This window comes from Eubacterium sp. AF16-48 (assembly GCF_003479405.1).
GTDB lineage: Bacteria > Bacillota > Clostridia > Lachnospirales > Lachnospiraceae > Eubacterium_G > Eubacterium_G segne.
The window spans coordinates 20,543-36,159 of record NZ_QUHB01000010.1 but is presented as its reverse complement, the minus strand read 5'-3'; the positions used below and the strand labels follow the sequence as shown (position 1 = coordinate 36,159).

The following is a 15,617-nucleotide window of genomic DNA, read 5'->3' as shown; positions in this document are numbered from 1 at the left end:
TCTTTCCTGACTTTTCATTTTCCACATATTTAGACAAAATTTTCCATGCGTTGCTACTCTATCATAATTGTATCAATATTTCAAGTGTTTTAATTACCCGGAAATAAAATACAAAAGTGCTTCTTCCCAATAATTTGACTACGTATAAACAAATCAAACCGGGAAAGATTTGATTTGTTTTAAATATCCTGGTAGAAATTGGCGCCTTACAGGCTATAATCAATGAATTGAACCCGGAAAACAGCAATTTCACAAAAATATCCTGGCATGAATAGCCTTTTCACCGGTTAATACAACCGGTATTTACGTGGATTTTGGCATTTTATATCTTTTTCCCGGTTCTTTGCTGCGCATATTGTTGTTTTTAACCCTTTAATTACCCGGAATCAATTCATAAATTTGTCTTTTCCGGGTAATTGCAAACAATTTCAGCCGACGAAGGTGCGATTCCTACCGGGACTTTTATATAAAATCATCATTTTCCTGGTAATTGCACCTTCTTCCCACCAAAAAAGCTGCCACACCTAAGTGCAACAGCTTTTTCGCTCTCATTCTTTATATTTAACGCAGCTTAGCTATATTTTAAGCCACCATTAAATCTCCACCTAAAACTTCCATCTAAAACTTCCATCTAAAACTTTCATCTAAAATCTTCAACTAAAAATTCCGCCCAAAATCTCCATCTAAAGCTTCAATTAAATTTTTCAGATGACATTTTCAATTATTATTTTCCTTTATGCTTCTTTATCTTCTTGAACTGTATGTACTTAACTTCAATACCTGCTAAAACATCCTCCAGTTCAATGTTGTAAACGCCCTTGTCTAACTTAACCTTGCATAACTTCTGGGTAATCCAGTTACCATCAGTTCCGTTAGTCTGGATAACAACCATAGTCTCACCGTTGGCATTAACATTTACCGTTGACTGGGCAAGATTTGATTTTGCAAAAGAAATATTCACAATAGTAGAATATTCTGCTTCATCTTCCACAACCATTGTCGCAGTTTTCCTGCCATCAAACATAATCTTATCACTGTCTGCTAACTTCTGTACATCATATTCTGCCTTATCCTCAGACACTGCCCCGTAATGTTTAGCCACGTCAGTATCAACTAACTCTCTATTAATAACCGGTGCATTCAAAATAAATGTACAAATGTTAATTGCTGCTCTTTGAAGCTCTCCAACTGTAAGTCTTCCCTCTTCAACAGACTTCTCTGTATCATCATTATTTGAATTAATTTCAGCACCATTGTTATTGACAACCATGTAAACGTCATTCTGTGAGCGAACCATATCACGGGTTTTCTGACCTGATTCCTCACCTTTTTCCACAACGTCATTCATTTTTGCCCACCAGTCAGTCATAACAATACCTTCATAACCCCATTCTCCACGAAGAACTGTTGTACAAAGGTCATAGTTTGAAGCTGCCCAATGTCCGTTTATAGGATTATAACTTGTCATAAGAGTCATAACCGTTTTTTCCTTTACAGCCATTTCAAAGGACTTAAGATAAATTTCTCTTATAGCTCTTTCTGAACAAACTGCGTCAACCTTAAATCTGTGTGCTTCCTGACCGTTAAGTGCGAAATGCTTGATAGTTCCCCATGCACCACCGTCTTTAATACCACCCGTAGATGCTACTGACATAGTTCCTGAAAGATAAGGATCTTCTGAATAATATTCAAAGTTTCTTCCGTTAAGAGGATGACGATGAATATTAACTCCCGGTCCTAAAAGTGTGTCAACTTCATTTCTGCAAAGTTCCATTCCCTCCATGGTATAAAGTTCCCTTACAAGCTTTGGATTCCATGATGCTGACAAAGCAGTTCCAATAGGAAGCTGTGTAGCCTTAGCTTCCATTCTAAGTCCGCTAGGGCCATCTGCCGTACAGGCTGCCGGAATACCATAGTTAAATAATGAATCACTTAATCCACCAAAAGCTGAAGCCGTTCCTTTAGTTACACGTGGGTTGCTCATTCCTTCACCTCTGACAATCTGTGCCAGTTCTTCCACACTAAGCTGTGCAACAAATTCCTCCACACTGCTTTTTCCTGCATGAACATCCTGAAGGGTAATTCCCACATCACCGGTAATTTCCATTGTTTTTGGAAGATTCTCTTCAATTCTCTTTCCTAAATCAACTGTCGGCTTCTGAGAAGGTATATAAACTTTCTCATAACTTCCATCTTCCTTTTTTGCCCCCGGCTTTAAGATAGTTAAATTATCATCATCCGGACACATAACCTCTGACAACTGTTCTACTACAACTATGTCATCTAACTGATATGTAAATACGCTTTCGCATTTTTTAACACTGTTACCAACTAAAATTTCGTAATCTCCTGCTTCTAATACATAGCATGACTTGTGACCTGTCACTCCTGAATCGTCATAAGAAGCCATTGAATACTCATCTACATCAATTTTTATAATCTGACTTTCTCCCGGATTAAGGCACTTAGTTTTCTCATATCCACACAAAACCTTTGCCGGTTTTCCCAGCTTGCCCTGTGGTGCCTTACAATATACCTGAACTACTTCCTTTCCCGAATACCTGTCACCTGTATTTGTCACCTTGATTTCAAGACTGATTTTTCCATTATCTGCTTTTGCTGACAATGTTTCAATATTAAAAGTTGTATAAGACAATCCATATCCAAACTCATATACAACTTTGTCCGGTGCAAATGTTTCAAAATATCTGTAACCAACATAAATATCTTCTTTATAAAGATTAGTAAACTGGTTTCCGAAATTTTCAAAAGATGGATAATCTTCCAAATTAAATGCCACTGTATCCGGCATCTTTCCGCTAGGAGTTTCCTTCCCTGACAATACATCTACAACAGCGTCACCGCCTTCCATTCCGCCTTGCCATACAAAAAGTGCCGCCTTAATGTGACCCTTAAACTCCTCATTATTAATCCACTTTACGTCAACAATGTTTGATACGTTTAAAATAACACACACATCATCAAATGCTTCTGTAATATTCTTTAAATTCTCTTTCTCTTCATCTGTAAGTAGATAACTTCCCACTCCGTTATAGTTATCCTTGTCTTCACCGGCTGTACGTCCAATAATATAAACTGCCTTGTTAGTTGTCTCAGCCTGCTTTTTTGCATATTCAACGCTTATGTCCATATCCTTCTGGAACCATGGCTCACAAGCCCATCCGCCACCGCCATTATCAAATGGATGGTCTTTAATCCAGTTTACATAATCTGTAACCAGTTCTTCGTTTATAGATAAATTACTGCTTTTAAATCCATCAATTATATTTGTAGCATACTCAACATTTACAGCTCCACCTGAACCTGTACCACTTCTATAATAATCCAGCTGTGGACGTCCAAATACTGATATTTTATCTTCTTTAGTAAATGGAAGAATGTTGTCTTCATTTTTTAGAAGTACAATTCCTTCTGCTGCCGCCTGACGGCTCTTTTTCGGGAACCCTTCAATCGGAACACCTTTTAAACTTTTTTCCATATGTTAGTTGCCTCCAAATTCTAATTTTATTCAAACACATTTTGTTACGTGATTTTCTTCCAAATTTCTTTAATTGCACTATACCATATAGCTCCACGAATTACTAGATTTTATAGGTAGAAAAACATTTTTATTATAGTGCTCAAACGCCCATTTCAAGCACCATAAAATGTTGCTTTTTACTAAAAGAAATCTATCTTTCGGGAGTTTTTGTAACGTTTTTATATTAAAAAAAGTTTATTGCGCAAGTACCCTAAATATTGTAAAATCATATTATAAATATTTACGACCGAGAGAAAGGATTTACAAAAATGGGAAAATATTTTCAAGATGATATTGAGACTGCTTCCCGCGAGGAAATCGAGCAGTGGCAAAATGAAGGACTTGTATCTGTAGTAAAACGTGTTTATGAAAATGTACCTTACTACAGAGACTTGATGGACAAGGCAGGAGTTACACCTGACGATATTAAAAGCACAGCAGATTTACCGAAGCTGCCTTTTATTACAAAGGATGATTTAAGAGATGCTTATCCATATGGTTTACTGGCAGTTCCACTTAAGGACTGTATCAGAATCCATTCCACATCAGGAACAACCGGAAGACGTGTTGTTGACTTTTATACCAAAAAAGATATTGATATGTGGTATGACGGATGTGCCCGTGCCATTGTTGCCGCTGGTGGAACTGACGAAGATGTATGCCATATTGCATACGGATACGGACTTTTCACCGGTGGTTTTGGTTTAAATGGTGGTTCCCAGAAGGTAGGATGTCTTACACTTCCTATGTCATCAGGTAATACCGACAGACAGCTTCAGTTTATGACTGACTTTGGTTCTACTATTCTTTGCTGTACTCCTAGTTATGCTTCATATTTGGCAGAATCCATTGAAGAACGGGGACTCAAGGATCAGGTTAAGTTAAAAGCCGGCATTTTCGGTGCTGAGGCATGGTCTGAGGAAATGAGACACGATATTGAAAGCAAGCTTGGCATTAAAGCATATGATATTTACGGTCTTACGGAAATTGAAGGTCCGGGAGTTGCTTTTGAATGTGAAGCACAAAATGGCATGCATATTTGTGAAGATTATTTTATTCCGGAAATCGTTGACCCTGAAACCTTAGAACCTGTTCCTGACGGACAGATTGGTGAACTTGTATTTACAAGCTTTGCTAAAGAGGCTTTCCCTATTATCAGATACAGAACAAAAGATATTACATATATCACAAAGGAAAAATGTTCCTGCGGACGTACTCATGCACGTATTCACAGATTAATGGGTAGAACTGATGACATGCTTATTATAAAGGGTGTTAATGTTTATCCTTCACAGGTTGAAGAAGTTCTTATTAAACAGGGTATGCCTGCTAACTATCAGCTTATTGTTGACCGTGTAAATAACAGCGATACCATGGAAGTTCGTGTTGAAATGACACCGGAAATGTTCTCAGATACAGTAAGCTCCATTGAAAAGAAGGAAAAAGATATTGTTTCAGCCCTTAAGAGCATGCTGGGAATTTATGCCAAGGTTAAACTTGTGGAGCCAAAGTCCATTACCCGTTCAGAAGGTAAGGCTGTCCGCATAATTGATAAACGAAAAATTTAGGAGGTAGACTTATGTACATTAATCAGATTTCAGTTTTCGTAGAAAATAAACCGGGAAATCTTGCAAATTTTACAAACTTTCTGGCAGACAATAACATAGATATCAGAGCCTTTGAAATTGCAGATTCCAGCGACTATGGTATTATTCGTATTATAGTTGATAAACCTTTTGATACAGTAACACTTTTAAAGGATAATGATTGGATTTGTAACCTTACACAGGTTATTGGCATTAGAATTGCTGACAAGCCGGGAGAAATGGCTGCAGTCCTTAATGTTTTAGCAGATGCCAAGGTTAGCATTGATTACGCTTACACCTTTGTAACAAGAAATACTGATGATGCTTTAATGATTTTCCGTGTACAGGAAAACGAAAAAGTTTCATCCCTTCTTAGCAGCAAAGGTTTCAAGCTTGTAGCACAGGAAGATTTGGCAAAACTATAAACTTATAAAATAACTTATCATCCAAAAAGGCTTCCCCTCAGATGTATTCACTACATCTGAAGGGAAGCCTCATTTATTTATATATATCACATCTAAGTTTTTATTATAGACGCTTTAACAACTGTGCTGTTAAATCTTCAAATCCCGGCTTACCAAGAAGTGCAAACATGTTCTTCTTGTAGCTTTCTACACCAGGCTGGTTGAAAGGATTTACTCCTAAAATGTAACCACTTACACCACATGCAAATTCAAACATATATAATAACTCACCAAGATAAAACTCATTCTGCTTTGGTACGTTTACTATAATATTTGGTACATTTCCATCTGTGTGGGCAAGAATTGTTCCATTCATGGCACTCTTATTAACAAAGTCCATATCCTTTCCTGCTAAATAGTTAAGCCCGTCTAAATCCTCTGCTTCTTTACTTATTTCAATCTTTGCGTCAGTTTCTTCAACGTTGATAACTGTCTCAAACATTATTCTTGAGCCATCCTGAATAAACTGTCCCATAGAATGAAGGTCTGTTGTAAGGTCAACTGCTGCCGGGAAAATACCCTTGTTGTCCTTTCCTTCGCTTTCACCGTAAAGCTGCTTCCACCATTCACCTACATAATGAAGGCTTGGTTCGTAGTTAGCAACAATCTCTACTGACTTACCTTTTCTTAATAATATGTTTCTGATTGCCGCATATTTCATGGCATCATTATCTTCAAATTTGCTATTTAATGCTCTCTCTCTTCCGCTTGCTGCACCTGCCATAAGCTGGTCAATATCAGCTCCGCTTACTGCTATAGGAAGAAGACCTACTGCTGTAAGAACTGAGAAACGTCCTCCAACATCATCCGGTACTACGAAGCTTTCATAACCTTCTGCTGTTGCAAGTCCCTTTAAGGCTCCCTTTGACTTATCAGTTGTAGCATAAATTCTCTCTGCTGCACCTTCCTTGCCATATTTCTTCTCTAACTTCTCTCTGAATACTCTAAAAGCAATAGCAGGTTCAGTAGTTGTACCTGACTTTGAAATAATATTAACAGAAAAATCCCTGTCTCCTACTACATCAAGTAAAGCCTTTAAGTATGATGGGCTTATGCTGTTTCCTGCATAGTAAATCTCAGGTGTCTTTCTGATTTCCTTTGAGACATTGTTATAGAAACCATGTCTGAGAAACTCAATAGCAGCTCTTGCGCCTAAATATGAGCCACCAATTCCTATTACAATAAGAACTTCTGAATCACTCTGAATCTTCTGTGCCGCCTTTTTAATTCTCTCGAATTCTTCCTTGTCATAATCTATTGGCAAGTCAATCCATCCAAGAAAGTCATTACCTGCTCCAGTCTTTTCAACTAATACTTTCTTTGCATTTTCTGCAATATCCTTCATGCTTGTCAACTCGTCATCCCCGATAAATGATTTAACTTTTGAACAATCAAGCGTTACTTTAGACATATTTCTTCCTCCGTTGTTTCTCCAAAATCATCCTTAATTATAGGCTTAGAAAACATTTTTAGCAAGACTAAATCCAACAATTATGAAAATCCTGCACATTATTGTAAAAATTCTCCAATAACTTGGTTTAATATTTGCTCTTCACTATCATTTTCACCTATTTTAGATGGTGAAAATTCTTGATTATCAGGCATATTTTTATTATATTCCACATCTATATCATTATTATCCAATATATTCTCAGTATTCTCAGTATTTTCAGTGACAACGCCCTTATATCTGGCACTGTTTTCAAGATTATCCGCCACAGAGTATGCAAGCTCTGACTTTCTATCCTCCACATTAACCATGCGGTCTGTCATTTCCAGGCTAATTGCCACAAAAATTCCAGCCAGCACATAGGAAAATGCTACATTTTTCTGTGCCGAATTATTATATAAATACCATCCGGCTATAGCTGTAAATCCCATAATTAAAACCACACAATACCTGATAATATTATCAATTTTTCTAATTGGTATATAAAATAGTTTGCTTTTGTTAACATAGTGTTTTACAAACAAGAGAGTATTAGGCAATTCTCCGTTTACCTGCCGGATACCTTCATACTTATTTTTAATCTGACGGATAGTTGCATTTTTAGTATGCTGCATGTTCTCTGCCCTTCTAATAAGTTTCCCATAATAATGCCATACTATCCATTTTGTCACAGCACCTAATAAAAAAAGACTTCCTATTATCAACAGAAAGTTCTCTTTATCCATTACCGTTGGTGCCACACTCTCCAACCCTTTTTCTAATTTAGTTATGTAAACTTCCAACATTGCTCATTCCCCCAAATATAAAATAGTTTTAAGACATCCCGTCCAAAATTACTATATCACATTTCAGAGGCATAAGCACTTGTAATCGTTCGTCAAATTATTCTAAAAAATTCGTAGCCGTCCTAAGCTGCTGTACACAATACTACACGTTTTTGATTATCTCATTTAAAAGCAAAATGGAATTAGCTGCTGCCTTCTTTTCAAATGTAGGATAATCCATATGAGCGCCACCATCTGCCTTGTCAGAAATTGCTCTGATAACAAGAAATGGAATGTTATTCAGGCTTGCCACATGAGCAATTGCAGCTCCCTCCATTTCAGCACAGTCACCGCCAAAGCTGTTCTTAAGGCTTTTCTTCTTTTCGTGGGTGCTTATAAACTGGTCGCCGGATACAACCTTACCTTCAAAAACCTTTACATCAAGACCTGCTTCCTTTGCACTCTTTTTTGTAAGTTCCACCAGCTTTCTGTCTGCTTCAAATATAGAAACATCCATATCCGGAATAATTCCCTTCTCATAGCCTAATGCCGTTACATCCATATCATGTTCCTGTGCCACAGTTGATATAACAATGTCGCATATATCTATATCGTTATTAAGGGAACCTGCAACACCTGTGTTAATAACGGCATCCACATTGTATCTGTCTGCCAATATCTGAGTACACATAGCTGCATTTACCTTGCCGATTCCACACTTTACCACTACAACATCTTTTCCGCCAATTACACCTTCATAAAAGTCCATTCCTGCAATTTTATTAATGGCGGGATTTTCCATTTCGTTTTTGAGGCTGTCCACCTCAATGTCCATAGCTCCAATAATTCCTAACATTATTTCTGCTCCAAATACTGTTCCAAGGCAATTGCCAGCTGATCAGGGCATGAAGTTCCCCTGCCATTGCAGTCAATACCTTTTAATCTTTTTATTACTTCGTTAATGTCCATGCCTTCCACTAATGCTGCAACCCCCTGAGTATTTCCGTTGCATCCCATAGTAAACCTTACATTAGTTACTTTATTATCCTCTACATCAAAATCTATAAATCTTGAGCATGTTCCCTTTGTTGTATATCTCATAATTCTATCCTTCTATCTTCTTTCTGTACAACTCAGCCATTTCATTCATTTCTCCTTTTGCAATAAGGTTTCCATGGTCTAATAAAATAGCCTTGTTACATATTCTCTGTACCTGTGCTAAGTTATGTGAAACGAAAAGAACCGTAACACCGTGGTCAAACATAGACTGCATCTTCTTTTCGCACTTTCTTCTAAATCTGGCATCACCAACCGACAAAACTTCGTCAAGAATCAGAATGTCCGGCTCAACTACTGTTGCAATGGCAAAACCAAGTCTTGACTTCATTCCTGATGAATAGTTTTTAATAGGTACATCTATAAACTCCCCAAGCTCTGAAAATTCCAGAATTTCATCATATTTAGCCTCTAGGAATTTACGTGAAAATCCAAGTACCGAACCGTATAAGAAAATGTTTTCCCTTCCTGTATAGTTCGGATCAAAACCTGCACCTAACTCAAGAAGTGGGGCAATATGTCCCCGTCTTACCACTTCACCGGTAGTCGGCTTGTACACCCCGGCAATAATCTTTAATATGGTACTTTTTCCTGCACCGTTAAGTCCCAGAATACCTAATCTGTCACCTTTTTCAAGTTTAAAACTTAAATTTTTTACAGCCCAAAACTCGTTAAAACGAATCTTTTCGCCCTTTATTTTTTTAAATATTAATTCTTTTAAATTGTCTACTTTTTCTTTACTTAAATTAAAACGAATGCTGACATTATTAACTTCAAGTACATACTTTTCCATAACGCCTCCTAAATGTGCAAGATGAATTCATCCTGATGCTTCTTAAATACATACATACCAATTATCAGTGCCACAATACTGAATATTAATGAATATATCATCATAAACAGATTTGAGAATCCATAGCTTACACTTGTAAATATAGACCCCTGCTCCATTAAAATACATCGGAAATTACTAATAATACAATATATCGGATTAAACTGTAATGCCAAAGTAATACCTGAATTAAGTGTATTTACATAATAGAAAATAGCTGAACAGTACATAACAAGCATTATAACTACTTCCCAAAGGTATTCTAAGTCTCTAAAGAATACACACACTGTAGACAATATCAGTCCCGCCGCAACGCATAAAATAAGTAATATGGTTAGCGGTATAAATATCTCGATTATGTGCCATGTCATCCTTACTCTTAATACTATACACAATGCTGCAAGCACTATAAGTGACAGTAAGAACAAAATGTAGTTATATATAATAGCTGACAACGGATACAGGTACTTAGGTACATATATCTTCTTAATCATCGCCTGATTAGCTCTTATGGAACGCATGGCAATTTTACTTGTGCTGGAGAAACAGCTAAATACCAGACGTCCACACAAAATATAAACAGGATATGTTGCATCACCTTTTCCTAATATCTTTCCGAACACAACTGTAAGTACCATTGTTGTAAGCAACGGCTCTAACAATGTCCACACCAATCCCAAATATGATCTTCTATACTTTAACTTAATACCCTTTGTTACTAATTCTTTCAGCAAATATCTGTAATGCCAAAAATTATCTATATATTCCTTCATGTTACCTCCATAATAACCTGCAATACTCGCATATATTATATATTATTTTGTTTTATTGTCAAATTATAATTGAAAAATGACCCTTATCTTATTAGTATACCAAAAAAAGTCCCGGTAGTATATTAAATATTTACTTCCGGGATACCTTATTTCAGATTATAACTAACATAATCATTAAAGCTTCATTTTATATATAATTATTTTCCCATCTCTTTTGACATTAAAGACACTTTTTTCTTTTGAAATATTTTTGATTTTATCATATTCTCCAACATCAAAATCGAATCCTAAATTATTTGGATTTCCATATATCTGATATACAACTTTGTCATCCAGTGTGAATATCATATACAACGTTCCCTCATCTGAAATATTATCATATATTTCATCAGAACTTATGCCAATATACTTTTCTATTTCCGACTTCTCCGTATACGGTTTTACAAAATACACACTATTCCATTGGAAATCTGTCAAACTGTCAAGCCTTACTATGTCACTTTCCTTTTTTTCAAAAGTGCATCTTCAAGGCTCTTATCTTCTTTTGAACATGAAACCATAAATATAGCCAATCCAATTAATAATGCTATTAAAAACTGCCTCTTTCTCATTTTCCTATTTATGTAGCCAATATATTTCTGACGATTTGTTAGTTAATTTGGCTTTTACCCTTTTCTTTAATTTTTTATCTGAAACATTTAAAAATGTGTCATACCAATTGATAACATCTCTCCCTACAGCATTATTATGTAAATCCATTTTTCTATGTTCTTTTTCTTTATAGCCATCTGCAGCCTTCTTTTCTAATTGTTTTTTTGTTTTTCCACTTCCATGTGCTGTAGCGTATAAATCAGCCCATGCCCTTGTTATATCTCTAGTCATAAGAGCATTCCAAACACCATGTCTAAACCCATCAGATTTGTCACCTAATCCATTATATCCAAACTCATCTTGTGTCATATCATATGCTTGATTAGCAAGTGCTTTTGTTGCCATTGCTTTTCTAGGTTCTATTATTACCAACGATTTTTCTTTATCAGTCAAGGTATTCCATTGTGCTCTTGTTTCTTGATACAGAGAACTTGCTTCTACATTGTCCCCCCACGTAAAAATTTTTCTATCCTTTGCAACAATTTCATCATTTACTTCTACAATAAGTTGTGATAATTCCATACTGCTATTAGCTTCTTTTATTTGTTCAGTTTTTCTACAAATTTCATAGTATGAATCATCAATTTCAATGCCTTGGGTTTCAAAAAATTTTTTTACTTCTAATACACTCGAAAAACTTTTCCCAGTGCTCGGATTGATAAATTCCTGCTCTTGTAAATCCTCAATATCTGATACAGCCGCTTCTTTATTAATATACTCATCAGTTTTATTATCCGATATTGTTTTCAAATAATCAATAGCTTCATCAAAATCATCTTCCTCTATTTTATTATTAAAATGTTTTATTTCTGATTTACTGTAATTTCCCTCATCAATCACATCCATTAATATCATTTCCTGATTATCTTTAATTGTTGAATTTAATTCATCAATTATTGTTTCAGCCTGATGTATACTTATCTGCGTTTCTGCATCACATGCATTATATTTAAAATTCCCCAACATAGTAAACAATAACGTTATTGCAACTAATTTACATATTACTTTTTTCATATTTTTATATTTCCTCATCTTTCCTTTAAATTATTTTTTTACCTTTAATATTACTATATCCATTATATGTGCCGAGTCCCAATATTGCAGCTATTGCTACTGCAATTCCTACAACAATACAAACGATACCACTATCTATATCACAAAACTCATCTCTAGATAATGTAATAAACTCATTTTTGTTTCATAGTTTTTTTGTTTCATTTATCAACAAAAAATCCAGCGGAAATATATTGATACTTAGAACTCTTTACCTGATACTCTCCTTCTTTTGCTACCTGTCCATTATCCTTTAGCGAATATTTTAAAATCGTATCTCCGGTAATGACAACTAGTTTGTTGTTTTTAACCTCAAATTGCATTAAACTTGTCTTTACCTTATATGTATCCATTACTTTCTTTGATTTTAAATCGTATTTTATGATTTCTGTGTTATCATTCTGCTCATAAAATTCCGCTCTTGATATATATAAGATATCACCATCTTTATAAATGGATTTAATGTCATTTTCCCCTTCGGGAATATTTATTGTCTCTGTATTTCCCGTATCCGGCGAAATCAAAAGCACATTTTTTGAAGTTGCCAAAACCAATTTTCCATTATACTCCTCTGAAAAAATCGGAATCATCTCACCAATGTCTTTTATTTTTGTTAACAATTCTGTCTTTTTACCCTCAAAATCACATTTATATAAACTTAAACTGCTTTCCAAAATTCCATATAATAAAGTATCTCCTACATTATATATATAAATTCCTGTACCGTCTTCAGCCTCCTCTTTCATAGTAACTATATCTTTTTTCCCACCATTAATAGGACACTTTTCTATGTATATAACTCCGTTTAAATTACTAATAGCATATACATACTTATTGGTCACGGCTAAGTCAGTTATATTTGTTCGGTCAAAATCGTATGATTTACACGACCAATCATTATCATCTATTTCAATAATTTTAGACGGAAACATTTCATCTCCATAGGCCTGGGATATTTCATATGTTTTGCCATTCATATCCATTGGGATGTTAAATCCGCATCCACCAACATTTCCATAATCAATTTCCTTTTCTCCGGCATACTTTAAATTCTCATCTAACAAAACAATCTGCGTCTTGCACTCCTTATACTTTGAAGTGCGAATTACCGCATAATCCGGCTTTCCTACATTTTCTTTCTTAGCATCCCCACTACACGCGCTAAATACACACGCAATTAAAAAAATGCATACTCCTGTTTTTAATTTTCTATTTATCATTCTTTTACCTCAATTTTTTCAAAGTGATTATAATTCAACAATTATAATATAATACTTATTGCAATAATAAAAATTACAATACTATATCTCATAATTATTGATAGTTGATTTTCAATCATATAAAATGCAGCGAATGGTACAAGCAATAAATAGAGAAAAATAACATTTTCTGTTAGCAAATAACTTGTTCCTATGGCAACAGTAATAATTAATGAAATAAATGCTATTATAATCTTTAATTGCTCACAATCCGATTTTTTACCTATGTAAAAAGTATTAACACCTGAATTAAACAACTGACATTTTCCAGGAGTAACATTTAATACCTTAAGCACATTCCAATAATCACCTATTCCACAACATATTTCTAGCACTCCAAAGCATAAAATTCCCGGAGATATCTTACAATTTGCATTAACAGCTGCAATATATAATATTACAGGAATAATTCCTAAAACCATATTAGGGAGTATACTCATAAATATATATCGTCTACGGGTTATTATATCTGTAGTTGTTGCCAACATCCCTTGCGAGAAAAAATATATATATTTTTTTGATTTACAGGGCATAGCTATTGCATGTAATAATTCATGAATAGGCATCATTATCAAGCTCAAGAATAAAACCAGGAAAAAGCAAATTATGTCAAGCTCTACATAATATGTAAAAGTTATAACGAAATACATAAATAAAATTCCTAAAGGTATCGCATATATATATATTTGTTTCATTATTTCATTTATGTCATTGCTATTTTCTAATCTATTATATTTTTTCGCCAAATCATTTTTAGGTAAAGCATCAATATCTTTAAGATATCCTTTAAATTCAATATTAAAAAATTTCATATATTATTTCCTTTAATTCCACCATCAACTGAATCCATTTCATTCTTTGACATTTCGTCAAATCCTTTGTTTAATTTCCCATTTTATTTCTCCTCTTTCTGCTGAATAATTCTACGCTCTATCTCTCTAACCGGTTCAAACAATCCCAATAAAGTAAACGAACTGCTTGGATTCATATTTTTGTTTAACCAATCAGCATAGTCGCAATCATATAGCAAATGTTTTGTCAACTTAGTATAATACTCATTTGATGGCATGCCTTTCAACAATTTCTTTGATGACCTGTTCATTATTTCTTGTAATACACACTTTTCAACCTGTCCATCCTTTAATAACTTGTATACCATATGATAATAGAATATATCCCGCTCTTCACTTTGTGGATATTCTGATAGTATTTTATCCTCCTCAAACATTGATTTGAGAGTTCCATTTATTCCATCATCCAACTCAAAAATACCCAGATACTCCATCTGAATAAGCCAGTCGAGCATCCCAAGGTTGGTTGAATCTCCCGGTTCATCATTAGTTTTTCTTACATATTGTAATATTTCATCCACAAGCCAATCACTATCCATTATTTTCTGTTTCCAGTTATTTGCAAATATCAAATACTGCCCAAACTGAAGGATAGTCAACTTATCATTTTCCTTATACAGTTTGTACGCAGGAAAATCACCATAAATATTTTCTGTTTTTAGGAACGATGAAAAGAATATTGTAAGTCCAACAAAAATACAAAACACTAAAAATACACTTACATTTGTATTCTTTGTAGATAGCCCCGAAAATAACAATGCAGAGTATGCGACCACTGCTACTATCGCCTCAACAAAGGATATTATTGGTGCAAACAGCAATGCTCTGCTGTATATTTTTCGGATTTTTTTAAATTGACTCTCACTGTTTATTGCCGGAAGATCCGGTATTGCAATTCCACCTGTAAGTGTTATTTTATTGGGGTAAAATATATATTTCCATTTCTTATTATCCTTGTAAAAGCAAAACAGAAATATGGCCACAAACCTAAGTGGAACTTTATTTATCCCAAAATAAAATGCGTGAGACAATTCATGAAGTGCAATGGAAAATAACATTGCCAACACAAACAATCCTATTATTGTAACATAGTCGATTCTAAGTTCAAATAGCTTATCTATCTCAAGCTCAGTCATAAATGTTCCAATTCCTATTCCAAATAAAATGCATATCGTCAGAGCTAAAATATACCGACAAAACTTTTTCATGCAATACCTCCAACATCATACTTACACTTGCCGAAAAAGTGATATACTTACCCCAGGTACTTTTTCTAAAGTGCTTATGTGTTAGGAACTCTGATGGTTTGCGCAAATTAATCAGCGTTCTTTTTATTT

14 protein-coding genes are annotated in these 15,617 nt (G+C 34.7%); 2 read left to right on the top strand and 12 right to left on the bottom strand.

Annotation, left to right across the window (positions count from 1 at the left end; genetic code table 11):
* Positions 1-724: 724 nt before the first annotated feature.
* Complete coding sequence (locus DWW68_RS10735) at positions 725-3,499, bottom strand: glycoside hydrolase family 3 protein (protein ID WP_118589615.1); 2,775 nt, start codon at positions 3,497-3,499, stop codon at positions 725-727.
* 311 nt (positions 3,500-3,810) lie between these two features.
* On the opposite strand from DWW68_RS10735, the gene DWW68_RS10730 reads away from it, so the two are divergent.
* Both DWW68_RS10730 and DWW68_RS10725 read left to right on the top strand, forming a co-directional pair.
* Positions 3,811-5,109, top strand: coding sequence for a phenylacetate--CoA ligase (locus DWW68_RS10730; protein ID WP_118589616.1), 1,299 nt, complete (start codon positions 3,811-3,813; stop codon positions 5,107-5,109).
* 11 nt (positions 5,110-5,120) lie between these two features.
* The gene (locus tag DWW68_RS10725) at positions 5,121-5,552 is read left to right on the top strand and encodes an ACT domain-containing protein (RefSeq protein WP_021952398.1); all 432 of its coding nucleotides are present in this window, start codon (positions 5,121-5,123) and stop codon (positions 5,550-5,552) included.
* Positions 5,553-5,655: 103 nt separating this feature from the next.
* Here the strand turns inward: DWW68_RS10725 and DWW68_RS10720 are convergent, their stop codons facing one another.
* From DWW68_RS10720 to DWW68_RS10665, 11 genes are all read right to left on the bottom strand, one after another.
* A complete protein-coding gene (locus tag DWW68_RS10720) occupies positions 5,656-7,002 on the bottom strand; it encodes a glucose-6-phosphate isomerase (protein WP_118589617.1) in 1,347 nt (448 codons plus the stop codon).
* A 98-nt stretch (positions 7,003-7,100) separates the two neighbouring features.
* Positions 7,101-7,826, bottom strand: a complete 726-nt coding sequence (locus DWW68_RS10715) for a hypothetical protein (RefSeq protein WP_118589618.1) — start codon at positions 7,824-7,826, stop codon at positions 7,101-7,103.
* Between the two features lie 142 nt (positions 7,827-7,968).
* Positions 7,969-8,661 (bottom strand): 5'-methylthioadenosine/adenosylhomocysteine nucleosidase, encoded by a 693-nt coding sequence (locus tag DWW68_RS10710; RefSeq protein ID WP_118589619.1) that lies wholly within the window; start codon positions 8,659-8,661, stop codon positions 7,969-7,971.
* Complete coding sequence (locus DWW68_RS10705; protein WP_021952402.1) at positions 8,661-8,906, bottom strand: TIGR03905 family TSCPD domain-containing protein; 246 nt, start codon at positions 8,904-8,906, stop codon at positions 8,661-8,663. The genes DWW68_RS10710 and DWW68_RS10705 overlap by 1 nt, the downstream gene beginning before the upstream one ends.
* Before the next feature lie 4 nt (positions 8,907-8,910).
* Entirely contained in the window at positions 8,911-9,654 is a 744-nt protein-coding gene (locus DWW68_RS10700) for an ABC transporter ATP-binding protein (RefSeq protein WP_021952403.1), read from the bottom strand.
* 8 nt (positions 9,655-9,662) lie between these two features.
* The gene (locus DWW68_RS10695; protein WP_021952404.1) at positions 9,663-10,466 is read right to left on the bottom strand and encodes an ABC transporter permease; all 804 of its coding nucleotides are present in this window, start codon (positions 10,464-10,466) and stop codon (positions 9,663-9,665) included.
* A gap of 174 nt (positions 10,467-10,640) precedes the next feature.
* Positions 10,641-10,919 carry a hypothetical protein gene (locus DWW68_RS10690; protein ID WP_147365678.1) on the bottom strand — a complete coding sequence of 93 codons (279 nt, stop codon included), beginning with the start codon at positions 10,917-10,919 and terminating at the stop codon, positions 10,641-10,643.
* Positions 10,920-11,081: 162 nt separating this feature from the next.
* Entirely contained in the window at positions 11,082-12,131 is a 1,050-nt protein-coding gene (locus tag DWW68_RS10685; RefSeq protein ID WP_118589621.1) for a hypothetical protein, read from the bottom strand.
* A gap of 200 nt (positions 12,132-12,331) precedes the next feature.
* On the bottom strand, positions 12,332-13,390 hold the full coding sequence (locus DWW68_RS10680) for a hypothetical protein (protein ID WP_118589622.1): 1,059 nt from the start codon (positions 13,388-13,390) through the stop codon (positions 12,332-12,334).
* Between the two features lie 41 nt (positions 13,391-13,431).
* On the bottom strand, positions 13,432-14,241 hold the full coding sequence (locus tag DWW68_RS10675) for a DUF3267 domain-containing protein (RefSeq protein ID WP_118589623.1): 810 nt from the start codon (positions 14,239-14,241) through the stop codon (positions 13,432-13,434).
* An 83-nt stretch (positions 14,242-14,324) separates the two neighbouring features.
* Positions 14,325-15,488 carry a site-2 protease family protein gene (locus tag DWW68_RS10665; protein WP_118589624.1) on the bottom strand — a complete coding sequence of 388 codons (1,164 nt, stop codon included), beginning with the start codon at positions 15,486-15,488 and terminating at the stop codon, positions 14,325-14,327.
* Positions 15,489-15,617: the final 129 nt, after the last annotated feature.

What these genes read in the sequence shown, in the direction of transcription:
- DWW68_RS10710 (WP_118589619.1), bottom strand. Translation starts at nt 8,661, where the DNA reads ATGTTAGGAATTATTGGAGCTATGGACATTGAGGTGGACAGCCTCAAA.
- DWW68_RS10680 (WP_118589622.1), bottom strand. Translation starts at nt 13,390, where the DNA reads ATGATAAATAGAAAATTAAAAACAGGAGTATGCATTTTTTTAATTGCG.
- DWW68_RS10700 (WP_021952403.1), bottom strand. Translation starts at nt 9,654, where the DNA reads ATGGAAAAGTATGTACTTGAAGTTAATAATGTCAGCATTCGTTTTAAT.
- DWW68_RS10675 (WP_118589623.1), bottom strand. Translation starts at nt 14,241, where the DNA reads ATGAAATTTTTTAATATTGAATTTAAAGGATATCTTAAAGATATTGAT.
- DWW68_RS10695 (WP_021952404.1), bottom strand. Translation starts at nt 10,466, where the DNA reads ATGAAGGAATATATAGATAATTTTTGGCATTACAGATATTTGCTGAAA.
- DWW68_RS10720 (WP_118589617.1), bottom strand. Translation starts at nt 7,002, where the DNA reads ATGTCTAAAGTAACGCTTGATTGTTCAAAAGTTAAATCATTTATCGGG.
- DWW68_RS10715 (WP_118589618.1), bottom strand. Translation starts at nt 7,826, where the DNA reads ATGTTGGAAGTTTACATAACTAAATTAGAAAAAGGGTTGGAGAGTGTG.
- DWW68_RS10705 (WP_021952402.1), bottom strand. Translation starts at nt 8,906, where the DNA reads ATGAGATATACAACAAAGGGAACATGCTCAAGATTTATAGATTTTGAT.
- DWW68_RS10730 (WP_118589616.1), top strand. Translation starts at nt 3,811, where the DNA reads ATGGGAAAATATTTTCAAGATGATATTGAGACTGCTTCCCGCGAGGAA.
- DWW68_RS10725 (WP_021952398.1), top strand. Translation starts at nt 5,121, where the DNA reads ATGTACATTAATCAGATTTCAGTTTTCGTAGAAAATAAACCGGGAAAT.
- DWW68_RS10735 (WP_118589615.1), bottom strand. Translation starts at nt 3,499, where the DNA reads ATGGAAAAAAGTTTAAAAGGTGTTCCGATTGAAGGGTTCCCGAAAAAG.
- DWW68_RS10665 (WP_118589624.1), bottom strand. Translation starts at nt 15,488, where the DNA reads ATGAAAAAGTTTTGTCGGTATATTTTAGCTCTGACGATATGCATTTTA.
- DWW68_RS10685 (WP_118589621.1), bottom strand. Translation starts at nt 12,131, where the DNA reads ATGAAAAAAGTAATATGTAAATTAGTTGCAATAACGTTATTGTTTACT.